The sequence below is a fragment of the Ralstonia sp. SA306 genome, assembly GCF_054792405.1.
Genome location: NZ_CP096451.1, coordinates 665,556 through 691,320, shown reverse-complemented (window position 1 = coordinate 691,320; position 25,765 = coordinate 665,556). Strand labels below are relative to the sequence as shown.

The 25,765-nt window shown below is 65.0% G+C and carries 22 protein-coding genes; 9 read left to right on the top strand and 13 right to left on the bottom strand.

Features of this window, described 5'->3' with window-relative positions; genetic code table 11:
• Positions 1–1,089 carry an iron-sulfur cluster carrier protein ApbC gene (gene apbC, locus M1D44_RS03335; RefSeq protein WP_316853197.1) on the bottom strand — a complete coding sequence of 363 codons (1,089 nt, stop codon included), beginning with the start codon at positions 1,087–1,089 and terminating at the stop codon, positions 1–3.
• A gap of 206 nt (positions 1,090–1,295) precedes the next feature.
• Between apbC and M1D44_RS03330 the strand changes: the two genes are divergently transcribed.
• Positions 1,296–1,925, top strand: a complete 630-nt coding sequence (locus tag M1D44_RS03330; protein ID WP_024975042.1) for an OmpA family protein — start codon at positions 1,296–1,298, stop codon at positions 1,923–1,925.
• Between the two features lie 304 nt (positions 1,926–2,229).
• Positions 2,230–4,299: a methionine--tRNA ligase gene (metG, locus tag M1D44_RS03325; protein ID WP_316853123.1), complete on the top strand. Its 2,070-nt coding sequence runs from the start codon at positions 2,230–2,232 to the stop codon at positions 4,297–4,299.
• A gap of 175 nt (positions 4,300–4,474) precedes the next feature.
• Here the strand turns inward: metG and M1D44_RS03320 are convergent, their stop codons facing one another.
• The 3 genes from M1D44_RS03320 to M1D44_RS03310 all read right to left on the bottom strand — a co-directional run bounded on the left by M1D44_RS03320 (position 4,475) and on the right by M1D44_RS03310 (position 10,817).
• Positions 4,475–5,017: a hypothetical protein gene (locus M1D44_RS03320; protein ID WP_024975040.1), complete on the bottom strand. Its 543-nt coding sequence runs from the start codon at positions 5,015–5,017 to the stop codon at positions 4,475–4,477.
• A 95-nt stretch (positions 5,018–5,112) separates the two neighbouring features.
• Positions 5,113–9,021, bottom strand: a complete 3,909-nt coding sequence (locus tag M1D44_RS03315) for a translocation/assembly module TamB domain-containing protein (RefSeq protein ID WP_428984648.1) — start codon at positions 9,019–9,021, stop codon at positions 5,113–5,115.
• Positions 9,022–9,029: 8 nt separating this feature from the next.
• The gene (locus tag M1D44_RS03310) at positions 9,030–10,817 is read right to left on the bottom strand and encodes an autotransporter assembly complex protein TamA (RefSeq protein ID WP_316853121.1); all 1,788 of its coding nucleotides are present in this window, start codon (positions 10,815–10,817) and stop codon (positions 9,030–9,032) included.
• Between the two features lie 237 nt (positions 10,818–11,054).
• Here M1D44_RS03310 and M1D44_RS03305 point away from each other — a divergent pair, with 237 nt between their 5' ends.
• From M1D44_RS03305 to panC, 3 genes are read left to right on the top strand one after another with little or no spacing between them, the layout of a single operon-like run.
• On the top strand, positions 11,055–11,243 hold the full coding sequence (locus M1D44_RS03305) for a DUF3460 family protein (protein WP_024975037.1): 189 nt from the start codon (positions 11,055–11,057) through the stop codon (positions 11,241–11,243).
• Between the two features lie 39 nt (positions 11,244–11,282).
• Entirely contained in the window at positions 11,283–12,164 is an 882-nt protein-coding gene (locus M1D44_RS03300) for a segregation and condensation protein A (protein ID WP_024975036.1), read from the top strand.
• 38 nt (positions 12,165–12,202) lie between these two features.
• A complete protein-coding gene (panC, locus tag M1D44_RS03295) occupies positions 12,203–13,054 on the top strand; it encodes a pantoate--beta-alanine ligase (RefSeq protein ID WP_024975035.1) in 852 nt (283 codons plus the stop codon).
• Positions 13,055–13,102: 48 nt separating this feature from the next.
• Here the strand turns inward: panC and M1D44_RS03290 are convergent, their stop codons facing one another.
• Together M1D44_RS03290 and M1D44_RS03285 are read right to left on the bottom strand one after the other, a co-directional pair.
• Entirely contained in the window at positions 13,103–13,768 is a 666-nt protein-coding gene (locus M1D44_RS03290) for a ParA family protein (RefSeq protein WP_112183951.1), read from the bottom strand.
• Positions 13,769–13,854: 86 nt separating this feature from the next.
• Entirely contained in the window at positions 13,855–15,351 is a 1,497-nt protein-coding gene (locus M1D44_RS03285) for a cobyric acid synthase (RefSeq protein WP_439004497.1), read from the bottom strand.
• A 61-nt stretch (positions 15,352–15,412) separates the two neighbouring features.
• On the opposite strand from M1D44_RS03285, the gene cobU reads away from it, so the two are divergent.
• Genes cobU through M1D44_RS03265 form a run of 4 tightly spaced genes read left to right on the top strand, consistent with a single transcriptional unit; the run spans position 15,413 to position 18,937 of the window.
• Complete coding sequence (cobU, locus tag M1D44_RS03280; RefSeq protein WP_024975032.1) at positions 15,413–15,988, top strand: bifunctional adenosylcobinamide kinase/adenosylcobinamide-phosphate guanylyltransferase; 576 nt, start codon at positions 15,413–15,415, stop codon at positions 15,986–15,988.
• The gene (gene cbiB / locus M1D44_RS03275) at positions 15,985–16,965 is read left to right on the top strand and encodes an adenosylcobinamide-phosphate synthase CbiB (protein ID WP_316853119.1); all 981 of its coding nucleotides are present in this window, start codon (positions 15,985–15,987) and stop codon (positions 16,963–16,965) included. The genes cobU and cbiB overlap by 4 nt, the downstream gene beginning before the upstream one ends.
• The gene (cobD, locus tag M1D44_RS03270) at positions 16,962–17,969 is read left to right on the top strand and encodes a threonine-phosphate decarboxylase CobD (protein WP_316853118.1); all 1,008 of its coding nucleotides are present in this window, start codon (positions 16,962–16,964) and stop codon (positions 17,967–17,969) included. Before cbiB ends, cobD begins: the two co-directional genes overlap by 4 nt.
• An 11-nt stretch (positions 17,970–17,980) precedes the next feature.
• Entirely contained in the window at positions 17,981–18,937 is a 957-nt protein-coding gene (locus M1D44_RS03265; RefSeq protein ID WP_316853117.1) for a cobalamin-binding protein, read from the top strand.
• A 13-nt stretch (positions 18,938–18,950) separates the two neighbouring features.
• Here M1D44_RS03265 and cobC read toward each other — a convergent pair whose 3' ends face one another.
• From cobC to M1D44_RS03230, 7 genes are read right to left on the bottom strand one after another with little or no spacing between them, the layout of a single operon-like run.
• Positions 18,951–19,529 (bottom strand): alpha-ribazole phosphatase, encoded by a 579-nt coding sequence (cobC, locus tag M1D44_RS03260; RefSeq protein WP_316684102.1) that lies wholly within the window; start codon positions 19,527–19,529, stop codon positions 18,951–18,953.
• Entirely contained in the window at positions 19,514–20,284 is a 771-nt protein-coding gene (locus tag M1D44_RS03255) for an adenosylcobinamide-GDP ribazoletransferase (RefSeq protein WP_316853116.1), read from the bottom strand. The genes cobC and M1D44_RS03255 overlap by 16 nt, the downstream gene beginning before the upstream one ends.
• A 2-nt stretch (positions 20,285–20,286) precedes the next feature.
• Positions 20,287–21,345, bottom strand: coding sequence for a nicotinate-nucleotide--dimethylbenzimidazole phosphoribosyltransferase (gene cobT, locus M1D44_RS03250; RefSeq protein WP_316853115.1), 1,059 nt, complete (start codon positions 21,343–21,345; stop codon positions 20,287–20,289).
• The gene (cobO, locus tag M1D44_RS03245; RefSeq protein WP_024975026.1) at positions 21,345–21,965 is read right to left on the bottom strand and encodes a cob(I)yrinic acid a,c-diamide adenosyltransferase; all 621 of its coding nucleotides are present in this window, start codon (positions 21,963–21,965) and stop codon (positions 21,345–21,347) included. The genes cobT and cobO overlap by 1 nt, the downstream gene beginning before the upstream one ends.
• On the bottom strand, positions 21,955–22,794 hold the full coding sequence (locus M1D44_RS03240) for an ABC transporter ATP-binding protein (protein WP_316853114.1): 840 nt from the start codon (positions 22,792–22,794) through the stop codon (positions 21,955–21,957). The genes cobO and M1D44_RS03240 overlap by 11 nt, the downstream gene beginning before the upstream one ends.
• Positions 22,791–23,810, bottom strand: coding sequence for a FecCD family ABC transporter permease (locus M1D44_RS03235; RefSeq protein ID WP_024975024.1), 1,020 nt, complete (start codon positions 23,808–23,810; stop codon positions 22,791–22,793). Before M1D44_RS03235 ends, M1D44_RS03240 begins: the two co-directional genes overlap by 4 nt.
• Positions 23,807–25,702, bottom strand: coding sequence for a TonB-dependent receptor domain-containing protein (locus M1D44_RS03230; protein ID WP_316853113.1), 1,896 nt, complete (start codon positions 25,700–25,702; stop codon positions 23,807–23,809). Before M1D44_RS03230 ends, M1D44_RS03235 begins: the two co-directional genes overlap by 4 nt.
• Positions 25,703–25,765 lie beyond the last annotated feature (63 nt).

The following is a 25,765-nucleotide window of genomic DNA, read 5'->3' as shown; positions in this document are numbered from 1 at the left end:
TCAGGTGTTCTGCACGACGATCGAGGGGAACTTGCTTGTCATGTCTTTCGCCTTCTCGGCCACGGCAATGGCGACGCGGCGCGCGATCTGCTTGTAGACGCCGGCAATTGCGCCTTCAGGATCGGCCACCACGGTCGGACGGCCCGAATCGGCCTGCTCGCGAATGGACAGATTCAGCGGCAGGCTGCCAAGGAACGGCACGTTGTACTGTTCGCACATCTTCTCGCCGCCGCCGGCGCCGAAAATGTGCTCGGTATGGCCGCAGTTCGGGCAGCAGTAGACCGCCATGTTCTCGACCACGCCGATGATGGGAATCCCCACCTTCTCGAACATCTTCAGGCCCTTCTTGGCGTCGAGCAGCGCGATGTCCTGCGGCGTGGTGACGATCACCGCGCCCGTCACCGGCACCTTCTGCGACAGCGTGAGCTGGATATCGCCCGTACCCGGCGGCATGTCGACGATGAGGTAATCCAGGTCGCGCCAGTTGGTCTGCTTGAGCAATTGTTCCAGCGCCGAGGTCACCATCGGGCCGCGCCAGACCATCGGGTTGTCCTGCTCGATCAGGAAACCGATCGAGTTGGCCTGCAGGCCGTGGCCCTCCATCGGCTCCATCGTCTTGCCGTCTGCCGACTCCGGCTGGCCCTGGATGCCCAGCATCATCGGCTGGCTCGGGCCGTAAATATCGGCGTCGAGAATACCGACGTTGGCGCCTTCCGCGGCCAGCGCCAGCGCCAGGTTCACGGCGGTGGTCGACTTGCCCACCCCGCCCTTGCCCGACGCCACGGCGATGATGTTTTTCACATTCGGCATGAGGTGCACACCACGCTGCACCGCGTGCGCGACGATCTTCATCGACACCTGCACGCTCACATTTTCGACACCTTGCACCTGGCGCAGCGCCCCGATCACCAGCTTGCGGATCGGCTCGAACTGGCTTTTGGCGGGGTAGCCGAGTTCCACGTCGAGCGACACCTCGCCGCCATCGACCCGGATGTTGCGCGCCGATTTGGACGACACGAGGTCGCGCTCGGTATTGGGATCCACCACGCCGCGCAGGGCTTCGGTGATCTGTTCGATGGTTACGCTCAACATTTGCTCCACAAATCTAATGCGAATGGGGGACGGGCCAACGGTGACGCGGCATGAACTTTGCGGCGCCCTGGCCACTCTATCTACTGTTTTGCTATTGTATTTTGCCGGCGCGTCGTTCGTCCGATTCCTCCCTCAATATCCCTCTGATGCGCCGGATATCGGCAAACTCACAAGAACCGATCCCGTTACCCGTAGGAGAAACCATGAAAGCCAAGCTTATTTCCGTCTCGCTCGTCGCCCTGCTGGCCGCCGGCTGCGCGACCGAACAGCAGAACCAGACCGCCATGGGCACCGGCGTTGGCGCGGCCGTGGGCGCTGGCATCGGCGCGCTGGTCGGCAACGGCAAGGGCGCCGCCATTGGCGGTGCGCTGGGCGCGGCAACCGGTGCAGCCGTCGGCTACAACTGGGGCGCCATCAAGTCCAAGCTGGCCGGCGATACGGCCGGCACCGGCACGCAAATTTCAGAGCAGCCCGACGGCTCGCTCAAGCTGAACATTCCGAGCCAGGTTTCATTCGACACCGACAGCGCGGTGATCAAGCCGTCGTTCCGCGGCCCGTTGGATAGCGTGGCACAAACGCTCACACAACATCCGGAACTGGCCGCCAATGTGGTCGGCCACACGGACAGCACCGGCAACCCGAACTACAACATGACGCTGTCGCAAAAGCGTGCGCAGAGCGTGGCGAGCTACCTGACTGACCGCGGCGTGGCCCGCAACCGTCTCTCGGCTGAAGGCCGCGGCCAGAACCAGCCCGTTGCCGACAACGCCACCGAGGCCGGCCGCGCGCAAAATCGCCGTGTGGAAATTTATTTGAAACCAATTCAGGGCTAACCCTGTCATAGAAAACAGGTGCCGCTTGCCACACGTTGCTGGCTCGCGATGCGTGGCTGACCTCCCGGGCGGTACCTGATTTCTCCTCCTTTTCCGTTGTGGAAAGCTGCGCCGGCTCTGACCGGCGCTTTTTTTTGGGTCACACCGTGCGCGGCATCGTGACGCATAGGCCAACCCCATGATCACACCCGCGATTCCGCAGATTCCTCTCTGACGGGCTCGACGCCGTCGGGCGCGCTAAAATATGCGTTTCTCCGCGCGCCGCGCCCTGTTCGCGGCCTGCCCGCACTTTTCTGGCTCGCTCATGTCCGAACGTCGCATCCTCGTCACTTCCGCCCTGCCCTACGCAAACGGACCGATTCACATCGGCCACCTGGTCGAGTACATCCAGACCGATATCTGGGTGCGTTTCCAACGCATGCGCGGGCATGAGACCTACTACGTGGGTGCCGACGACACACACGGCACGCCCGTCATGTTGCGCGCCGAGAAGGAAGGCCTGACCCCGCGCCAGCTCATCGAACGCGTCTGGACGGAACATAAACGCGACTTCGACAACTTCCTCGTCTCGTTCGACAACTACTACAGCACCGACTCCGACGAAAACAAGGAGCTGTGCCAGAGCGTCTACCTCAAGCTCAAGGAAGCCGGCCTGATCGACGTGCGCGAGGTCGAGCAGTTCTATGACCCGGTCAAGGAGATGTTCCTTCCGGACCGCTTCATCAAGGGCGAATGCCCCAAGTGCGGCGCGAAAGATCAGTACGGCGACTCCTGTGAAGTGTGCGGTGCGACGTACCAGCCGACCGATCTGAAGAATCCGTATTCCGTGGTGTCGGGCGCGACGCCGGTGCGCAAGTCGTCGGAGCACTACTTTTTCAAGCTGTCTGACCCGCGCTGCGAAAACTTCCTGCGCGAATGGGTGGCCGACCTAGCCCAGCCCGAAGCCACCAACAAGATGCGCGAATGGCTCGGCGACGAAGGCGAGGCCAAGCTGTCGGACTGGGACATCTCGCGTGATGCGCCGTACTTCGGCTTCGAGATTCCGGGCGCGCCGGGCAAGTACTTCTATGTGTGGCTGGATGCGCCGGTTGGCTACTACGCCAGCTTCAAGAACCTGTGCGCCAAGCGCGGGCTCGATTTCGAATCCTGGATCGCCGAGCACTCGACGACCGAGCAGTACCACTTCATCGGCAAGGACATCCTGTATTTCCACACGCTGTTCTGGCCGGCGATGCTCAAGTTCTCGGGCCACCGCACGCCGACCAACGTGTTCGCCCACGGCTTCCTGACCGTGGACGGCGCCAAGATGAGCAAGTCCCGCGGCACGTTCATCACCGCTCAGAGCTACATCGACACCGGCCTGAATCCGGAATGGCTGCGCTACTACTTCGCCGCCAAGCTGAACGCGACGATGGAAGACCTGGACCTGAACCTGGACGATTTCATCGCCCGTGTGAACAGCGATCTGGTGGGCAAGTTCGTCAACATCGCCAGCCGCTCTGCGGGGTTCCTGGTCAAGCGCTTCGAAGGCCGCGTGAGCGACGCCGCGCTGGGCCACCCGCTGATGGTGCAACTGCGCGAAGCCGCCCCGCAAATCGCCGATCTGTATGAAAAGCGCGAGTACAGCAAGGCGCTGCGTGCCGTGATGGAGCTGGCCGACGCCGTCAATGCGTTCGTCGACACCGAAAAGCCGTGGGACCTCGCCAAGGACGAAGCCAACCGCGAAAAGCTGCATGCCGCGTGCTCGGTCGCGCTGGAAGCGTTCCGCCTGCTGGCCGTGTACCTCAAGCCGATTCTGCCGACAACGGTTGAGCGCATCGAAGCGTTCCTCAACGTTGAGCCGCTGACGTGGCGCTCGATCGATTCGCAACTGTCGTCGGCCAAGCCGGTCCAGCCGTACTCGCATCTGATGACGCGCGTGGACAAGAAGCAGGTGGATGCGCTGGTGGAAGCGAATCGTCAGTCGCTGCAGGCCACCGCAGAAGCACCGGCGGCAGCCGCCAACGGTGCCGCCGCCATCGAGCCGATGGCCGAGACCATCACCATCGACGACTTCGCCAAGATCGACTTGCGTGTGGCCAAGATCGTCGCCTGCCAGCGCGTGGAAGGATCGAACAAACTGCTGCAGCTCACGCTGGATGTCGGTGAAGGGCAGACGCGGAATGTGTTTTCTGGCATTCAGTCGGCGTATGCGCCGGAAGATCTCGTGGGCAAGCTGACCGTGATGGTTGCCAACCTCGCACCGCGCAAGATGAAGTTCGGAATGTCGGAAGGGATGGTGTTGGCGGCTTCGGCGGCTGATGAGAAGGCTCAGCCGGGGCTTTATATTCTTGAGCCGCATTCTGGGGCTGTGCCGGGGATGCGGGTACGGTAATTGGATGCTTGGGGATGGGCCTTGGTGGTCCACTTCCCTTTCGTTCCCTGCCGGGGCTGACTCACTTTTATTTGTCTTGCCAAAGAAAGTGAGTCAGCCCCGGCAAGGGATGAAACCAGGGATGCACCACAAGAACATCCTCAGTGCGACGGCCGAAGGCCCAAACACCAATCAGCTACGCCCCATTCAACCGATCGTCACTCCGCGAAGTCGTCGTAACCCGCCCATCCGGCCCGAAGTGCACATTGAAGAAAGCCCGCTCGGTAGCACTTTCCATCCACCGATACCCCCAAACCTCTTCCTGTTTCAGCTTAAACACCTCAACCTTCCCCGGCTTGCCCAGCATCCGGCGGATGTCGTCTTTGGTCTGTCCCACCCGCACGCGCCCAAAATTTTCGGCAGTCAGCACCTGCTCGATCTTCTGCACGTGTCCGTCAGGCCCGATCGTCACCATCCAGGTTGAAGTCCCTTCTGGCCCGCGCGGATACTCAAGCTGCCGCGTGCCGCCTTCGCTCTCCCAGATCATCTCGGGCTGGCCGGCGGTGGCCCTGACGTCGTCTTCGGTCGATTGCCCCGCCACGATGCCCTTGAACAGCAGGTTGTCCGGCTTGGCCGATTGCCATGCTCGCTTGGCGGCATCGCCCACGCGATCCACAGCCTGATCGACCTTCTGCTGATCACAGCCGAACAGCCCCAGCAATGAAGCCAGAACGCCCATGGTGACTCCCACTTGTGCGAGTTGACGAAGATGCGGCATGGAACTCCTCGTGCGAAGCATGTACCTGCTGCCATTCTGGCAGCCGGGCCAACTGATTACCAACGCTTGTTGAACAGGACCGACGCGCCGTTGATCGTGCCGCCGCGTGCCACTACCGACCACCGCCGCGAAAACTGCCACGTCAGTTTGACGATGGAATCGGCGGTCGACAGGCTCTGTTCGTAGCCAACGGTGATGCGCTCCGAGATTGCCTTGCCCAGGCTCACCACCTGAGGATCGGTCAGGCCAGCGGTGGATGGCCCGATCGAGAACTCGTCGAGCCCGAAGCGCCGCGCCACGTTCTTGCCGGCCACGTTGCCCAGCAGGCCGAGTGCCGCGCCGGACATCGCCTGCTGCTGGCCCAGGCCAGCGTTTGATGCGCTGTAGCCGAACATCAGCCAGGAGAGCTTGTCTTCATCGGGCACGTTGGGCTCGGAGACGAGCTTGACGCGCGGCTGGCGCACCGTGCCGGTCACCTGCACACCGGCTTCGACTTCCTGGTTACGTCGCATTGCGGTGATGTTGAACGATGGGTTGTTGACCGGCCCCACGAAGTTCAGCACGCCCCGCTCGATGGCCAGCTTACGGCCGAACGCTTCGTACGTGCTGCCCTCGCGCACGTAGATCGTGCCGGTGCCGCGCAGGGGCACGAGCGGTTCGCTGTGCACGTGCATCTGGCCGCCAAGTGACAGGTCTGCACCCGCACCCTTGAAGCGGAAGTTGTCGCCAAAATCGACATCGACATCCACCACCGGGCTGAAGCGGCCAGCCGGCTTCTCTTCCCGCTTGACGCCGCGTTCGGCCTGGTTGCGTGCGGCATCGGCACGACGGACGATGACCACGTCGTCGCCGAGCGACGGCGCGCCGTCCTTGGGCAAATCGAACAGGCCGCGGTCGACCTTGAACTTGCCGGTGATGGCCACGCGGTCGTTGTCGTTGGCGATGCGCGCCTGGCCCGACAGCACCAGCGTCCGGTCCGGATCGGCAAAGAGTTGCAGCTTGTCGGCAACGATGGACCCTGCCAGGTTCGGATTCGCCTCGCCAAGCTGCACGCGGCCCTGCGCCCGCACGGTGCCGTCTCCGCCATGGAACACCACCTCCTGCAGGTCGACCACGTTCTGATCGAGCGCCACGCGCACCACGCCCTTGGTCAGGCGGATGCCCTGGTCGTACAGCGCCACGTCAACGTCCTGGCCCGTCAGGAAGCCGCTCACCTTGGGCGCGCCCACCGTACCGGCAAATGTCAGGCTGGCTGCAAGCTGCCCGTCCGTTGCGACATCCGGCCCAAGCAAGTCACCGATGCTCTTGAGATGCGGCAGGCTGATCGTCAAACCGCCGGAAAGTGGGGACGTGGGCGCCATGAGCGCCAAGGTGCCCGGTCCGGGATCACGCACAAGCCCGACACCCGCATCGAGGTAAACATTGCCGACGCGCGTTGACTGCACATTCCCGCGCAGCCCGAGGCGCATGCCTTCGCCGCGCGCTTCCACGGTCGCTTCGGTCAGGCCCAGTGGCGTGAAACCACGGCCGGCGTTGATCGACAGATCGCCGCTGCGCCGGGCGATGCGCGCCGTGCCGGTGGCCGTGCTGCCGAGGTCCAGATCCCATTGGCCATCGACGACGAGATCCGTGCGCACCGGCGGTGCCTGGCCCGTCCAGGTGCGCACAAGCTCCAGCACCCGCGCAATCTGTAAACCATCGACGCGGCCGGCGCTGCGCACGTGACCCTGGGTCGATTCGACACGCTCGATGTGGATGGGGGTCTGGTCCAGTGTCAGGTCTGCACGACCCATCATCAGGCGGCCCGGTGCCACCGACAGCTTCACCGGCGCCGTGAGCTGCAGGTTGGGCGCGCCCTGCGCCGACAGCGTGGAGATCGTGCCGTCCCAACCATCGCCGTCCTTGCCGGGTGTCAGCGCACCGTCGCCTGCCAGTGCGAACTTGAACGGCTGGTTGCGCACGTTGCCGTCGGCATCGGCGCGGAAGCGGTGGGCGCGTCGCGTGCCGTCCAGCGTGGCATGCACTTCCCGCAATGACAGGCTCGGGCCCGTCACGCGCTGCGCGGTCAGCTCGAACAGCAATGGCCCGTCGATCCCGTCGCGGATCTGCGCACGACCGTTGGCGGTGTCGATCTTGTTTCCTTGATAGGCAAGCTGATTGGCGCGGAACGTGGCGTCCACCTGCGGGCGCTTGATCGTGCCAGAGACATCGCCGGACAAGGTGAGCGCCCCACTCACCCCAAGCTGCAGGCGTGCGAGCTGCGGCGCATCGACTTCGACATGCATGCGGTCGCCCGCCCCGCCAAAGCTGCCCCGCAGGCTGGCCTTGTTACCGGCCACGTCGAGCCTGGCGTCGCTGGGCAGCAGGCGTTCGCCGCGCACGTGGACGTTGCCGTCGCCGGTCATCGGCAAGCCGGCGTAATCGCTATCGCGCACGGCAAACTTGACGGCGGCGTCAATTGGCTCGCCCAGCGTGCCGCGCGCGTCGAACTCGGCATTGATGCGGCCCTTGGCCACCTTGGCCAGCCGCGACGGATCGAACTCCGCCAGATTGCCCTTGAAGGCGAACGACTGCGCATCGTCGTGCTTGAGCGTACCCGCCAGCGTCAGCCGCGAGCGCCCCAGCGACACCTGGGCGCTCTCCACCGCGACCTGCGCCGCATCGAGCACGGCTTTCGCTTGCGCGCGCATGTCGCCGCCCGCCAGATCAAGCGCCACACGCTGCGTGCCTCCCGAAAAATCCACGGTGATGGGGCCAGCGAGTTTCGTCCTCTCCAGCGATGCGTGCAGCGCCTGCAGATCGAGCTGGCGCACATCCACGCGCAGTGCGCCATGCCCCTTCCGCACATCTGCGCCGCCCGTGAGCACCGCGCCGCCCAGCAGACGCACATCCAGCCCGGTGAGTTGCTGGTCGCTTTCGTTCAGACGCACCTGTGCACGCAGCGATTGCAGCGGCAGCTTCTGTTTGTCGAGCGTGCCGGGCTGCGCGTTGTCGATCTGGATGGGGCCGGCCACCGTCAGCGTCTTGGCCTTCTCGTCGGGGCGCAGATCGGCGTGAATCGACAGTGATGCTTCCGGCGCGCCCGGAGCAAACGCACGCGGATTCACGTGCTCCGCCGACACGACTGCGCGCGACAGAGGCAACGCGCCGAACGGCGTGGCGTCAATCAGCGCCTGCGCGGTCAGCTTGGCGCCGGTGCCGGTCGCCTCGATATGCAGCGCCTCCAGCGAGCCCGACAGTTGCGCCGACACCGACGCGTCCTGCTTCTGCCCGTTCACCTCGAACTGCGTGGCCAGCGTGGCAGCCCCGGTGAGTGGATACGGGCGCGTACCGGTCATGCGCAGCGTGGCCGCGAGCTTGCCGGCGGGCGTCTCCATACCGTCGAGGAGCACGTTATGATGCGTGCCGTCGGTATGCAGGCTGCCGGCAATCGACTTCAGTTCGGTGGTCGACGTACCCTGCCGGATGGCGAGGCGATCGACTGCGAGGCGATCCACATCCAGCGCCAGCGGCAGCACCAGCGAATTTGGCGGACCACTCGGCGGTGTGGGCGGCGTCGGATGCAGGATCACCTCGACATTACCGGCACGCAGATACGCGAAGTGCGCATGCCACGGGCCACGTGTGATGGCCCAGCGGCCTTCCACATGGTCGATGCGCACTTCCGTGCTGCCCGCGCGGACGTGCAGATCGCGCAGTGACACGCCCTCGCGCACCGTGCCGCCCTCCAGCTTGCCCGACACATACGCGCTGCCAAAGCGCGTAGCGAGCGACCACAACTGCGCCGTGCCCGATTGCGAATGGATGGCCCAAACCAGCCAGCCGGCGAGCACCAGCACGATCACCAGCAGGAGGGAGATGAAGGCGCCGAGCCAGCGCAGCATGCGGCGGCCCCAGCCGCGCTTTGGACGCTCGGGGCGTGATGCTTCGGGTTGCTTGGGTTCAGGCGTTTGCGGATCGGTCATCGTCATATTCAGAACGCGATGCCCAGCGACACGCTCGGCCGGAACTGCTTCTGCTGGATGCCGTAGGCCATGTCGAGCTGGATCGGCCCCACCGGGCTCTTCCAGCGCACGCCGACACCCACACCGTTGAACCAGCGACGCTCCGACCAGTTGTCGGTTGCCGTACCGGTATCCCAGAACACGGCGGCGCCCCATTGCGGCAGAAACCAGCGTTGATACTCCAGCCCGCCGGTAACGAGGAACTTGGCCGGCAGCGTGCTGCCGTTGACGTCGTTACCGATGCTTTGGAAGTCGTAACCGCGCACCGACTGCGTGCCGCCCGTGCGGAAGCGCAGCGTGGCCGGCACGCCATCGCCCGAACCGGACGTGATGACCGCACCCAACTCACCGCGCGCAACGAAGATGTCGCGCTGCCCCACCGGCACGAACTGGCGGATACGGCTGTACGACCGCACGAACGATTGGTCCGTCAGCACGCCTTTGACTGCCGCGCCGATCTGCGTGGTGATGATGTTGCCCCGGCGCGGGAACAGCGGGTCGTCCACGTCGCGGCGCGTCCACGCGAAACCCGGGACGAGCGCCTTGCTCAACTGCCGCTCGGCGCCATCGGGCCGCAGATCGTCGTAGTAGAAATCAACGGTGAACGACGTCTCATAGATGCCGCGTACACGCGTCTGCTTGAAGCCGGAACGGTAGCTGCGGGTATCGGTGCCCGAAGTATCGGTGCGGTCCATGCTGGTGTAGAAGCTATTGACGTATTGCTTGTCGTCGGGCGGCACCGTCACGCCGGCAAACAGATACTGGCGGCGCTGTTCGATGCGGGCTTGCGTGTCGAGCACCCATGCCTTGCTGAACAGGTTCAGATATTGGTAGCGCCCTTCCACCGAGGCGCCCGTATCCGTGCCGTAACCCACACCGCTGGTGATGCGGTTGGGCGGGTACTCCCGCACGCGCACGCGCACCGGCGCGTTGACCGGGTTCTTCGGATCGTCGCCCAAGTCAACGATGGCATTGGAGAAATACGGCTGCCCCTGGATGGCAGCCTGCAGCGATTGCAGCCGATCGGCGGAGTAATCCTCACCCACGCGCAGCGGGTTGACGTGGTTGATGATGCTGAGCGGATAACGCGACAAGCCCTGCACCTCCAGCGGCCCCAGCGTGTAAGCCGGACCGCTGTCATAGCCCACCGACAGGTCTGCCTTGCTTTCGTCCGGATCGACACGCGCCAGCGACGACGTCTGCTTGGCCGCGTAATAACGTTTGCTCTGCAGCGCGGCCAGACTGTCGTCCTTGGCCTTGTCCCAGCCCGACTGGCGGAAGGCCATGCCGTGCTGCAGGCTCCACGACTTTCTCAATTCGTCGATGCGCTTGGCGTCTTGCGTGATGGCCCCGGTAAAGTCGAGCCCCACGGTGTCGATGGTGGTACGCGGGCCGGGCTCGACCTTCACGCTGACTACGCGGTGGTCTGGCGCGCCGTCCAGCTTCGCGGTTGCCTTCGGCACGAAATAGCCTTCGGTCGCCGTCAGCTTGGTGACCTGGTCGCCAATGGTCTCGACCATGTACTGGAGCTGGTCGTCGGTGATGTCCTTGCGGTCTTTGTAACGCGACAGGTCCAAATGGCGCTCAAGCAAGTCGCGAATGGACTTCGGCGCATCGATCTTGACGTCGTATTCAGCGTGCGCCGGGGCGCAGGCTAGGGACAGCACAAAGCCGGCCGCCAGCGCGGCGGCGGGCAAACCCAGGAAACGGAAGCGTGGTGGTCGTGACGGTCGCGATGGTCGATTGGAGCCGGTCATCGTGGCAAGCGTAGTGCCGCCCCACGGGCAGGCTGAATCGAAGGAAAGGCGTATTTGACCATACCGGGCCCGGCGGGTGCCCAGGCAAATGCAGCGAATGGGGCCTTCCGGATCGGCCGGAAGGGTTTCGCACGTGCCGTGCCCAAGGCCGTTACGACGGCCAATACGGTAAAATGCGCCGGTTTTCCGCTCGGGATCTTTCCGTGCGGGCAAGATCACTCAACATCACATACCGCCATGGCCCTGTACAAGTCCGAGATCACCCAGTTCCTGGAAGAACTCAAGACCCAGAAGCCCGACCTGGAAGCGCAGCAGCGCCAAGGCCGGTCCCTGCTGTGGGACAAGGACCCGATCGACCTGGAAGAGCGCGCCCGTGCCAAGTCCGCCCGCGTGCCGCAAAAGCCGTACGTCTACTCACTGGACTGATCGGCCAACCGGCCCTCGGCCCGCCTGGCTCACCGCCGCATGACCACTTCCGCGCAGGACAAGCTGCCACTGCCCGTCGAGCTGCCCAGCGTGGCGCCCGATCAGGATTCCACGCCCGCGCAAGTCGACGGCCTCGCCTTTGCGCGGCTCTACGGCGAGCCCCTGTTCAAGCTCCCGCAGGATCTCTACATCCCGCCCGATGCGCTCGAGGTCTTTCTCGAAGCGTTTGAAGGGCCGCTGGACTTGCTGCTGTACCTGATCCGCCGCCAGAACTTCAATGTGCTGGACATTCCGCTGGCGCAAGTCACGCGGCAGTATCTGGCGTATATCGAGCAGATCCGCACGACCAATCTTGAGCTGGCTGCTGAATATCTGCTGATGGCGGCCATGCTCATCGAGATCAAGTCGCGCATGCTGCTGCCGGTCAAGAAGAGCGACGAAGGCGCTGAGCCCGAAGACCCGCGCGCCGAACTGGTGCGCCGCCTGCTCGAGTACGAGCAGATGAAGCTCGCCGCGCAGAAGCTCGACACCGTGCCGCAACTTGGCCGCGATTTCCTGCGCGCGCAGGTCTATATCGAGCAGAGCCTCGCGCCGCGCTATCCCGACGTCAATTCCGACGACCTGCGTGTCGCCTGGGCCGACGTGCTGCGCCGGGCCAAGCTCACCCAGCACCACAAGATCTCGCGCGAAGAGCTATCCGTGCGCGAGCACATGAGCCAGATCCTGCGCCGCCTGCAGCACGCGCGGTTCATGGAGTTCACCGAGCTGTTTGAAGAAGCGATCCAGTCCGGCAAGGGCGCACCCATCGTGGTCGTCAACTTTGTCGCCATGCTCGAGCTTTCGCGCGAATCGCTGCTCGAAATCACGCAGGCCGAACCATACGCACCCATTTACGTGCGCCTCGCCTATTCTCCGACGTAATTCGTCCGACCTGACCCGGGCCGCATCACACAACAATTATGAAAGTCATCTCGTCGATCCAGGAACTGCGCGACCAGTTGCGCGGCCAGAACCGCGTCGCCTTCGTGCCGACCATGGGCAACCTGCATGAGGGCCACCTGAGCCTGATGCGCCTGGCGCGCCAGCACGGCGACCCGGTGGTGGCGTCCATTTTTGTGAACCGGCTGCAATTCGGTCCGAACGAAGATTTCGACAAATACCCGCGCACGCTGCAGGACGACATCGAGAAACTGCAGAAGGAAGGCGTGTACGTGCTGTTTGCGCCCACCGAGCGCGACATGTATCCCGAGCCGCAGGAATACCGTGTCGACCCGCCGCACGACCTGGGCGACACGCTGGAAGGCGAATTCCGCCCCGGCTTCTTCAAGGGTGTCTGCACGGTGGTGATGAAGCTGTTCTGCTGCGTGCAACCGCGCGTGGCCGTGTTCGGCAAGAAGGACTACCAGCAGTTGATGATCGTACGCCGCATGGCAAATCAGTTTGCGCTGCCGGTGGACATCATCCCCGCCGAAACGGTGCGCGCGGATGACGGTCTGGCGCTGTCGTCACGCAACGTCTACCTGACCAACGAAGAGCGCGCCGAAGCGCCCGAGTTGTACCGCACGCTGCACCAAGTGCGTCAGGACGTGCTGGAAACCGTGCTGCAAGGCCAGGCCTCGCACGAAGAGGTGACCACCAAGGCGATGGAATATCTGCGTGGCCGCGGCTGGCAACCCGACTACGTGGCCGTGCGCCGCCGTTCGGACCTGCAGAAACCGACGCCCGAGAACATCGCGGCAGGCGAGCCGCTGGTCGTGCTGACCGCTGCCAAGCTCGGCAAGACGCGCCTGATCGACAACCTCGAAATCTGAGCGACGCAGCCTCATCGCACAAAAAAGCCCGGCAATGCCGGGCTTTTTTCATGCCGCCGCCGACGTGTCGGCAACGCTCGCCTGCGTAGGCGGCTCCCCCAGCCAGTCGAGAATGCCGCTCCACTGCTCCACGTCCTTGGCCACCCGCGAGGGCGCCACGTCCCACAGTGTCAAGCCGTGCGCCGCCAATTGCACGTAATTCTGGGTATCGCGCAGGTAACCCAGGATCGGCACCTCCAGCCCCTGCACGAAACGCTGGAGCTGTTCAGCAGCACGCGTGCGCATATCGACGCGCATGCCGACGACGCCCAGCTTGACCTCGCCATGGCGCACCGGTTTTTCATCGGCCAACTTGCGCAGGAAGGTCTGCGTGGCAAGGATGTCGAACATGGAAGGCTGCAGCGGCACGATCACGTAGCCAGACATCTTGACGAGATCCCCCAACCGCCAGCCATGGAGGCCCGCCGGCGTATCGAGCACCACGTGGGTCGTACCCTTGGGCGGCTTGGCGATGTGGTCAGCGTTGATTTCCCACGTGCGAATGGGCTTGGCGGTTTCCGGGCGCAAGGCAAGCCACTCGCGTGAGGACTGCTGGCGATCGGTGTCGCCCAACATCACGGCGTGATCCCGCGCCGCAAAGTAGCCCGCCAGATTGGTGGCCAGCGTGCTTTTGCCCACTCCGCCCTTCGGATTCGCTACAACGGCCACCGGCATGCCTGCCTCCTTGTACACATCGTGCGCTCGTCGAATTATGTGCCGAGTTAGTCACCCAGCGGATCTGCCCATCCGGTAATTATGGCTCAGCCTGCACGTGGCAGCGTTCGGAAGAGCGCGGCGAGATCCAGATGCGCTTCGCACGTGTCGGCAAGACGTTCGAGCGATGCCTCACGCAATGCGGCGTAATCCTGCGCGTGCGCATCCCGCACGCCGGCCCAGGCAAGCAACGCTCGGCACGCCTCGGGCGCGTCAAACAAGCCGTGCAGGTAAGTCGCGAGGATTTGCCCGTCGGCGGAGATCGCGCCATCTGCGCGGCCATCGTCGAGTTGCACGGCGGGGCGCGCGAGCGCCGCGCCTTCGGTCACGCCCATGTGGATTTCGTAGCCTGCGATGGCCGCACCGCTTTCCGTCAGGATGCCGCGCACCTGACGCAACTGCTTGGCAGCCTCCAGCGTCGTCTCGAAATCGAGATAGCCGAAACCCTCGACGCTGCCTGCTGCGCCTTCCAGCCCGTGCGGATCACGCAAGCGCCGCCCCAGCATCTGCATGCCGCCGCAGATGCCGATCAGCTTGCCGCCATAGCGCAGATGCCGCGCGATGGCCGCTTCCCAGCCATTGGCACGCAGCCAGGCAAGATCGGCCTGCACGCTCTTGCTGCCGGGCAGGATGATGAGGTCGGCCGGCGGAATCGGCTGGCCGGGGCCGACCAGACGGACATCCACCTGCGGGTGCGCGCGCAGCGCGTCGAAATCGGTGTGGTTGGACACACGCGGCAACACCGGAATGACGACGCGCAGTGCATCGGCCGAGGCTGCGCGCTGCACGGTCTGCACCGCGTCTTCTGCGTCGAGGTGCAGACCATGCAGATACGGCAGCACGCCAAGCACCGGCTTGCCCGTCTGCGCGGTCAGCCAGTCGAGCCCGGGCCTCAGTAGAGAAACATCGCCGCGAAACCGGTTGATGATGAACCCGCCCACGCGCGCGCGTTCGCTATCGGACAGGCAAGCGAGCGTGCCGACCAGGTGCGCGAACACGCCACCGCGATCGATGTCGGCGACGAGCACAACGGGGCAATCGACGGCTTCGGCAAAACCCATGTTGGCGATATCGCGATCGCGCAGGTTGACTTCCGCCGGGCTGCCGGCGCCCTCCACGAGCACGAGGTCGTAGTGCGCGCGCAGACGCGTGTGCGATTCAAGCACGGCAGCCATGGCGGTGGGTTTGTAGTCGTGATACGCGCGTGCGTCGAGGTCACAGCGCGGCTGACCGTGGATGATGATCTGCGCGCCGGTGTCGCTGTTGGGCTTGAGCAGCACGGGGTTCATGTCGACCGTGGGGGCGACGCCCGCCGCCTGCGCCTGCAACGCCTGGGCGCGGCCGATCTCGCCACCGTCTGCGGTGACGGCGCTATTGAGCGCCATGTTCTGCGGCTTGAACGGCACCACGCGCACACCGGCGCGACGCGCAACGCGGCACAGGCCGGCGACCAGCGTGCTCTTGCCAGCGTCGGACGTGGTGCCCTGGATCATCAGCGTGCCCCGAAGCGTGTCCGCCGGCACAGGAAAGGGAGCTTTCGACATGCGCGGATTATCGCACCCACCTTGTTACGCTTGACCGCCGCGCCCCCGCTAAAATGCTGGAATGTCACGCCGCCTCACCCTCGTCCTCGGTGGTGCCCGCTCGGGCAAGAGCCACCACGCCGAACAGCTCGCGCTGCAATGCGCGGGGCCGGTCACGTACGTCGCCACCGCCGGCGAGGGCGACGAAGAGATGCAATTGCGCGTGGCCCTCCACCGCGCGCGACGCCCGGCCGATTGGGGGCTGGTCGAAGAGCCCGTGCGCCTGGCCGAAGCGCTCTACACGCACGCGCAGCACGGTGGCTGCGTGCTGGTCGATTGCATGACGCTGTGGCTCAACAATCTGCTCTTCTCAGAGCACCACGAATACCCCGAGACGGGCCTCGTCACGCCACCCGAAGCCTGGACAGCCGAGATCGATGCGCTACTCACCGCGCTGCCGCTGCTGCCTGGCGAGGTCATCCTCGTGAGCAACGAGATCGGCCTGGGTGTGGTGCCGATGGGCGCCGTCACACGTTTCTACGTGGATGAGCTGGGCCGGCTGAACCAACGTCTGGCCGCGCTGGCCGACAACGTGCATCTGCTGGTGGCTGGCATCCCGATGGTGGTGAAAGGGCCGGCACTCGGCGCAGCAACGTGAGCGTGTTGTCGGGCGGTGTATTCGATCTTGGGTGGCCGCTCGTGACGCTGGCCGCGCTCGCGGGCGTGCTGCTCGACCGGCTGTTCGGCGAGGTGCCGCGTTGGCATCCGCTGGTCGGCTTTGGACACGTCGCCACTGCGATTGAGCGTTGCATGAACCGCGCACCGGCTGCGTTGGCGTGGTCGCGCATCGTCGGTCTCCTTGCATGGGCGCTCGCCGTGCTGCCGTTCGTGCTGCTGGCGGGATGGCTCGTCGTCATGATGCGTGATGTGTCGCCATGGCGGGTGGCGGCGCTTGATGCCATCGCACTCTATTTCGCCATTGGCGCGCGCAGTCTGCATGACCACATCGCGCCGATCGCGCTTGCGCTGCGCGATGCGGATCTGCCCCGCGCACGTGCCCTCGCCTCGCGCATCGTCTCGCGTGACCTCACACAAGCCGCGGATGAGCCCATCGCCCGCGCCGCGGTGGAATCTGCGTTGGAAAACGGCAGCGATGCCGTCTTCGCGCCGCTGTTCTGGCTTGTGGTGGCGGGCGCGCCGGGCGTGGTGCTGTATCGGTTGGCCAATACGCTTGATGCAATGTGGGGCTACCGCAATGCGCGCTTTACCGGCTTTGGCTGGGCGGCCGCACGCATCGACGACGTGCTCAACTGGATTCCCGCGCGAGTCACGGCAATCAGCTACGCGCTGCTTGGCCACACGGCCGATGCGCTGCGCTGCTGGCGCACGCAAGCCCCGCAATGGTCGAGCCCGAACGCCGGCCCCGTGATGGCCGCAGGCGCGGGCAGCCTGCGCGTTCAGCTCGGTGGCGCCGCACGCTACGAAGGCGTGGAAGAAGCGCGCCCTTCGCTCGGCACCGGCCAGCCGGCGACCGCAACCGATATCGCGCGGGCATTGACGCTCGTGTCGCGCACGTTGTGGTTGTGGCTCGGCGTACTCGGCTTGAGCGCAGCGTTGACGTGGGGCCTGTCGTGAACGCAATCGTCCACGGCGGCAATCTCGCGGCCGCACGCACGCTGTACGGAGAGCCTGCCGGCGGCTGGCTTGACCTGTCCACAGGCATCAACCCGCACGGCTACCCCATCCCGCCGATCCCACCCGATGCTTGGTTGCGCCTGCCCGAAGACGATGGCCTCGAAGCGCAGGCCGCCGCGCACTACGGCGTGATCGACGCGCGCGCCGTGCTGGCGGTTGCGGGCTCCCAGGCAGCAATCCGCACGCTGCCGACCCTGCTGCCACGTGGGCGTGCCGGCATCGCGCAGATCGGCTACAGCGAATACGCGCCCGCCTTTGCGCGCGCCGGCCACGACGTCGTGCCGCTACCCGAAGCCGCCTTCTTCGGTGACCTCCCAAACGACGTGCAGCATCTGGTTGTCGTCAACCCGAACAACCCGACGGCGCGCGTGCTGCCGGCAGAAACCCTGCGCGATTGGCATACGCGCTTGCATGCGCGCGGCGGTACGTTGATCGTGGATGAGGCCTTTATCGAAGCGTTCGACGATGGCCCCACATTGGCGCCCATGGCTGGAATGCCGGGGCTCGTGGTGCTGCGCTCGATCGGAAAGTTCTACGGGCTGGCGGGCGCCCGCATCGGCTTCGCGCTGGCGGCGCCTGAGCTGCTGTGCCCGCTGCGCGAGGCGCTGGGGCACTGGACGGTCAACGGCCCGGCCCGTGCCGTGGTGCGTGCAGCGCTGGCCGATACCGCCTGGCAAGTTTCAACGCGCGCGCAACTGCGGGATGCGGGGGCGCGGCTCTCGGCGTTGCTGGATCGCCACGGCCTGCCGAATGCCGCCACACCGCTGTTTGCCTGGGCACACGCCCCACATGCGCGAGCGCTGCATGCAGGCCTAGCGCGCCTCGGCATCTGGACCCGCCTGTTCGATGCGCCCGTCAGCGGCTTGCGCTTCGGTCTGCCCCCGGATGAAACCGGATGGCAACGCTTTGCCGATGCGCTAGCATCGCTGTCGCGCTCCGCTTGACCTGCCCCCCGATGCCCGTTCGTCTATCTCGTCTCGCCCGTCGCCTGTGTGCGTGCGGCCTCTCCGCCATTGCGCTCACGATCGCTGCCACACCGGCACTTGCCGCCATTTCCGTCACAGACGATAGCGGTGCCACCGTTACGCTGCAGCGCCCCGCGCAACGCATCGTCAGTCTCGCGCCGCATGCGACCGAGCTGCTGTTCGCGGCCGGCGGCGGCGCACGCATCGTCGGCACCGTGGCTTACAGCGACTACCCGCCACCCGCGCGCGACATTCCTCACGTGGGCGATAACCGCTCGCTCGATCTGGAGCGCATTGCCTCCCTCAAGCCCGATCTGGTGGTGGTCTGGCGTCACGGTAACGCGCAGAAGCAGATCGACCGGCTGCGTGCGCTGGGCATTCCGCTGTTCTTCTCCGAGCCGCATCGCATGAGCGATATTCCGCGCTCGATCGAGGCACTCGGTACGCTGCTCGACACCCGTGCCAGCGCGCACGACGCGGCCCAGCAGTTTCGCCAACGCGCCGATACGCTGCGCCAGCGCTACGCTAGCCGACCGCCGGTTTCGGTGTTCTACCAGGTATGGGAACAGCCGCTGATGACGCTCAATGGCCAGCACATCTTCTCTGACATGCTGACGTTGTGCGGCGGCCGCAATGTGTTTGCCAGCGAGCCCTTGCTGGTGCCGACCGTCTCGCCGGAAGCCGTCATCGCAGCGAACCCCGAGGTATTGCTGACCGCGAGCATGGGCGCCACACAAGGCAGCCGCCCGATCGATACGCTCGACGCGTGGAAGCGCTGGCCGCAATTGCTGGCCGTGCAGCGTGGCAATCTCTTCACCATCAACGGCGACCTGATCAACCGGTTCGGACCACGCCTGGTGGAAGCGGCAACGCTGTTGTGCGAAGACTTGGAACAAGCCCGCATGCGGCGCCTCGGTTCACAAACCACCAACGGGTTAAGTCGCTGAACCGCGTCGCCGGTCAACGGTTCCAGAACAGCAGCACCGGTAACGCGTCGGGCTGCACGCGAAAGCCGCAGACCGCCCCCCATTGCAGCGGCCATTGCAGCGTCTCGGCCAACGGCCGTTGCAACCAATGCGCCGCCAGCGCACGCATGCAGCCGGCATGCGTCACCGCCCACACGCAAGGCGCGGGCGTTTCGCTTGTTGCTTCGGCCCAGGTCGTCACGCGCGCCAGCAAATCTGCCGCCGATTCCCCGCCATGCGGATTGCCGTGCACGAGATCGCGCGCCCACTGGTCAATTTCCGCGCGCGGGATGTCATCCCACTGGCAGCCTTCCCAGGCGCCAAAATCGAGTTCCATCAATTGCGCATCGATTTCGATCGTGGGAAGTTGAGCCGCTTGCGCTAGGGCTTCGGCCGTCAGGCGGCTGCGTTGCAACGGACTCGCCAACAGGCGATGTGGAGTGTGCGCGCCGAGTTTCTCGACGATGGCCGAGGGCTCGGGGTCCATCGGCGAAGCCAGCTCCAGATCGGTACGGCCATAGCAGAGACCCGCCGTCATGGCTGGCCGCGCGTGGCGGATCAGGATGACATCCATGCCAGCAGCCCCCACAGAATCAGCACCTCGAACATCTGCTGTGCCATCCCCAGACAATCCCCCGTGATGCCGCCGATGCGGCGCACGAAATATCGACCCAGCAGCCAGCGCGCAACGATCAACCCGACGACAACGAGCGCCGTGCACATCGGCCCGAACCACAGCAGAGGCGCGATGCCGAACACGCCGGCCCACAAGGCATCGCTCCATCGCATGCGTTGCGCAACTGGCTTGGCCTTGCCTTCAGCGCGCACGTAGTCGTGGGTGAGCAGGTAGCTGACGGCCGCCGCGCGGCTTGCAGCATGCGCGCTCACCATTGCAACGAGGATGGCGAAGCCGTGCGGCGCCATCGCGCTCAGCAATTGCCACTTCAGCAGCAACGCCATGCACACGGCAATCGCCCCGAACGCACCGATGCGCGAATCGTGCATGATGCGCAGCCGATCTTCCGGCGTGTAGCCGCCGCCAAAGCCGTCTGCGCAATCGGCGAGACCGTCCTCATGAAACGCTCCGGTCAGCAACAACGTAGCCACCATCGACACGGCCACCGCCACGCCTGACGCGGGCACCGTGCGCGACGCGAGCCAATACACCGATGCTGCTACGGCGCCCACCAGCCAGCCAATCAGCGGAAAGTAGCGCGCCGCGCGATTCAACCCTGCTTGCGAGAACCCAACCGACACCGGCACAGGGATGCGGGTGAAATACCCGACCGCTGTCCACAGCGCTTGCCAATGTTCACGCAAGGCGTTCATGGCTATGCGCGCTCGCTCACGCCTGCGCTGGCGAAGGTCGCCATCTCGCGCAGGAACGCCACCGCTGACACGACCACCGGATACGCCAGCACCGCGCCACTGCCCTCCCCCAACCGCAATGACAGCGACAGCAGCGGCCGCGCATCGAGCACCTCCAGCAGCGCACGATGCCCGCGCTCGTCCGACACATGCCCGAACACGCAATAGCCCAGTACGTCGGGCGCCACCTGTGCCGCCACCAGAACGGCGGCCGTGGCGATGAACCCGTCGACGAGGATGACCATGCGCCGCTGCGCCGCTTCAAGCACAGCACCCACCATCGCCGCGACCTCAAAACCGCCGAAGCACGCAAGCACGTCCAGCGGCTCACGGACGTCAGCATGCTTGGCCATCGCCGCCTCCAGCACGGCACGCTTGTGGGCAAGGCCGTCATCGTCGAGCCCGGTGCCGCGGCCAACGCATTGCGCGACCGGCAAATCGCATAACCGCGCCATCAGGCATGCGGCAGACGCCGTGTTGGCGATGCCCATTTCGCCCAGTGCGATCACGTTGGTGCCGAGCGCCGCATGGTGTGCCACCCGCTGCGCGCCGAGGGCTATGGCGCGGTCGCGCTCGTCGGCGGTCATGGCGGCTTGCGCAGCACCCTCGTCAGCGAAGTTGCGCGTGCCGGGGCCGACAGGAGCATCGACCAGGCCCGGCGTATCCGCCGTCCACAACGGTGTGGCAACACCGGCGTTCACCACCTCCAATGCAAACCCATGCTGACGGCAGAACACATTGACAGCCGCACCACCCGCGATGAAGTTGAGCACCATCTGCGCGGTCACCGCTTGAGGGTATGCGCTCACGCCAGCGTGGGCGATGCCGTGGTCTGCGGCAAACACCACCATTGCGGGGCGCGTCAGCTGCGGTGTATCGGTGTTCTGGATCAGGCCGATCTGCACGGCCAGCGATTCAAGCCGGCCCAGTGCGCCGAGCGGCTTGGTCTTGCTGTCGACGGCGGCCTGCAGGCGCGCGCGCAACGCATCATCAAATGGTGGAATGTGTATGGCTTGGTTCATTACAGTTCGACTCCCGGCTGCGCCTGGATGCCTTGGGAAAACGCATGCTTGACGAGCGTCATGTCGGTGACGGTATCTGCGGCGTCGATCAATTCGGGCGGCGCACCGCGCCCGGTAATCACCACATGCTGCGCCGGCGGACGCGCGCGCAAATCGGCCAGCACGGTCTGCACGTCAAGGTAGTTGTGTTTGAGCGCGATGTTCAGTTCATCCAGCAGCACCAGGCCGATGGTCGGATCGTTCAAGAGTTCGCGCGCGCAGGCCCATGCGGCTTGCGCCTTTTCAATGTCGCGCGTGCGGTCCTGCGTCTCCCACGTGTAGCCCTCGCCCATCACGTGGAAGCTGCATTGCTCGGGAAAACGGCGCAGGAAACGCTCCTCGCCCGTCGGGATCGCTCCCTTGATGAACTGCACCACACCGACCTGCATGTCGTGGCCCATGGCGCGGATCACCATGCCAAAGCCGGAGCTGGATTTGCCTTTGCCGTTACCGGTGTTGACGAGCAGCACTCCGCGCACGTCGGTGGCGGCGGCGATCTTGGTATCCACTACGGCCTTCTTGCGCTGCATGCGCGAGCGGTGGCGTTCGTTCAGCGCGTCATCGTTGTCTTCAGTCGTCATCGGAATCACCGGGAATCAAGGCCGTATGGCAGCCGTCGGCCACCTCGGCAATAGGAGTGCGCAGCGCGCACGCACAGTGCTCGGCGGTGAGCACATCGGCCGCGATGCCCGAGGTAGTGTGCCCCGCGCCGTCCATCAGCAGCGCGTGCGTAGCAAAGCGGCGTGCGAGGTTCAAGTCATGCACGGTCAGAACGACCAGCCAGCCGTGTTTGCGGCAGCCTTCGCGCAGCAGGCGAAGCACGGCAACCTGCTGATGCAGGTCAAGGTGCGCGACGGGCTCATCGAGCAGCAGCACGCGCGCCTCCTGTGCCACCACGGCAGCCATCGCCACGCGCTGACGTTCACCGCCGGAAAGCGTGCGCACATCGCGTTGTGCCAGCGACTGCAACTGCAGCGCAGACACCGCTGCATCCACGGCGCTGGCATCGGCGTCGCCCTCCCACTCCCAGCGCGCGAGATGCGGGTGGCGGCCGGTCATCACGGCGTCGTAAACGGTGATGGGGAAGGTGTCATGCAAGGTCTGCGGCAGAAACGCGCGACGACGCGCCATCGCCAGCGCCGGCCAATCGGCAAGCGGGACGCCATCGAGCGTGACGCTGCCGCCGTCTGGCGAGCGCAAGCCTGCCAGTACGGAAAGCCATGTCGACTTGCCCGCGCCGTTCGGCCCGACCACGCACCAGAGCTGGCCCGCGGTCGCCGTCATCGACAACCGCTCGATTAACACGCGCCCATCGATGGTCACCCGCAGATCGTGCAGCGCGAGTTCCGGCGCTGCGTCCAAGTGCGCGAATGCATCCGGTGCAGGACGTGGGCGGCGCCACCAACTCATCGCGCGCTCCGCATCAGCAGGTAAAGAAACGTCGGAACCCCCAGCAGGGTGGTGATCACGCCCACGGGCAGCTGCGTTGGGGCGATCAGCGTTCGGGCGATCAGGTCGGCCAGCATCAGAAGGCCCCCGCCGGCCATCGCCGTAGCGGGCAAATGGATGCGCACGTCGCGGGTCCACGCCAGGCGCACCATGTGCGGCACCAGCAGGCCGACAAAGGCCACCGAGCCTGCAATCGTAACCGCCACTGCCGTACACAGCGACGCCACCACGTAGATCAACGCGCGCACACGCGCCACCGGCACACCCAGCGCGCGGGCGCGAGTTTCACCGGTCAGCAGCACGTTCAGGTCGCGCGCATGCGGCAACACCACGGCCACCGCCACCACAAGCGCCACCAATGCACCCGCATAACGATCGGCGCCACCGAGGTCGCCGACCATCCAGAAAATCATGCCGCGCAGCTTATTCTCGGGCGCCACCGTCAAGATAAGCGTGATCAGGCCGACCCAGCCGGAAGCCATCACCACGCCACCGAGCAGCAAGCGGGCATTGGCCTCGCCGGGCTCGCCGCGCCACAGGTGCTGACGCGCCAACGCCGCCACCAGCGCCATCGACAGCAAGGCTCCGGCTCCAGCACTTGTCTGCACTGCCCACCAAGGCAGCGAAAACAACATCGCCGTAAGTGCCGCCACTGCCCCGCCGCCGGACACGCCCAGCACATACGGATCGGCCAGCGGATTGCGCAGCAGCATCTGCATGAGCGCTCCGGCAAAGGCCAATAGCCCGCCGGCAGCAAATGCAGCGCCCGCACGCGGCAAGCGTAACTCGGTGACGATGCCTGCAGCCAGGCCATCGCCACCGCTATTGCCAAAGAAGAGGGCCCGCCAGACTTCAGCGGGCGACAGCTTCACACTGCCGAGCATCAATGACGCTACCAGCACCGCCACGCACGCAAGCGCCAGCAGCGACCACAGTCGCCAGGCAAAACCGCGTGCGCGCAGTGCAGGTGTTGTCATCGCTTCGGTTCGTGCTGTTGCCACGACAGCGTGAAGAACACTCCACGCGAAGGTGTGTTGTAGCTATACGCTGTCTGGTAGCTTTTGTTGAACAGATTCTCCAAGCGCGCCGACAATGCCCAATCCGGCGTGATTTGATAACGCCCCATCAGATTCACCATGCCATAGCCGCCCATTACGTTGGACGAGAACGACGAATCGCGCCGCTCGCCGCTCGCGTTCCATTCCGCACCTGCAGAGAATGGTCCAAAGGTCTTGCCCAAATACACGCTACCGAAGTGCCGTGCGCGGCGCGGCAGCACCTGGTTCGGTGTGGCCGACAAGTCCTGCGGGTTCTGCATGGTAAAGCTGGCACGCACATCCACGCCATAGATCGCACCGCGGTACGAGGTTTCCAGCCCATTCACACGCGCGCGGTTCACGTTGGCGGCGATGCAGTTGAACGCCGCATCGCACTGCGAGGTGATGAGGTTGCTGTAGTCCGTCTCGAACACCGTCATGCGCACCAGGCCGATCGCGCCGCTGTATTCCACTCCCCCTTCCACCGACCGCGCTTTCTCAGGCTGCGCATTCGGGTTGCCGTAGTTGGGGTAGTACAGATCGTTGAACGTCGGCGCACGAAAGGCGTTGCTTACGCTCGCCACAGCCTTCCACTGCGGGTTGAATGCAAAGCCGTAACCCGCGTAATAGCTGTTGGCGCTACCGAAATCCGAGTAGCGATCACGGCGCAGGTTCAACTGCAGCTGGTGCGGGCCAAACGTGCCCTCGTAGCCCAAGTAAGCCGAATCGACACGGCGGGTGGGCGCGTCATACGCATCGCTGTCGATAGTAGTTTGCGCGTGCTCCAAGCCCACCTTGAGCAACTGCTCGGGCATGAACGCCCAATCGTTCTGCCAGCTCGCCTGCTGGGTGCGCGTGTTGAAGCGACCGTTCTGTACGGCGTTCTTGAAGTTGACGTTCTTGTCGTCGCCTTGCGAGAGCGTCAGGCGCGTCTTCCAATCCTGCGTGACCTTGCCATCCAGGTAGGCCGACATCGACCGCACCTGGTTATGCGCAATGTTGATATCGGTCGAGCTGCCAAAACCGCTGTCGTAACTGGCGTCGCCCCAGGTCTGAAAGTACGTCAGCCCTGCCTGCCAATCCGCGGAAAGGCGATGCGACAACTGCGCCGACACGCTCTTGTTCGTATAAGGGTTGTCGTTCGGGTTGGCATTCTTGGCTTGCAGTGGGTTGATTGCAGAGAACCCGTCGGTCTTGAACTCCGACACTGACACAGCGAACGACGTATCCCCGCGCTCGCCCAGCGAGCCGTTGATACCCGCCTGCGCGCGCTTGGTGTTGCGTGCGCCGTACTCAATCTCTGCATTGGCCAATGGGGCATGTCCCTTGCCACTGCGCGTGAAGATCTGCACCACGCCGCCAATCGCGTCGGAACCATATAGCGCCGACACGTTGCCGCGAACGACCTCGATATGATCGATCTGGTCGGCCATCAGTTGATCGATCTGCGTGGCCCCCAGCGTGGCGGAACTCACCCGCACACCATCAATGAGAACCAGCGTCTGATTGGAACCGGCACCGCGCATGAAAAGGCTGGCGTTGGTGCCAGGCCCGCCGTTCTGCGCGATTTCGATGCCGGCCTCGCGGCGCAGCAGCGTCACCGCGTCCGGCGCCTGCGAGCGCTCGATATCGGCGCGGCTGATGACCGTCGTGTGCGGCAATGCATCCGACAGGGGCTGCTCGCTGCGCGAGGCCGTCACCACCGTCGGATTCAGTTCACCCACTGGCGTGCTGGCTGCCGGTGCATTGCTTTGTGCCCAGGCCGGCACGACTGCACCTGCCATGACCCCCGTTAGTGCGCTGGCAAGCGCGCGCATGGCCGTCCGGGGCATTCGGAGTGGCCGCTTTGTAGTCAAGCTCATGTTGAAAAGACAAGAAGCGTCAGCCGGACCCGT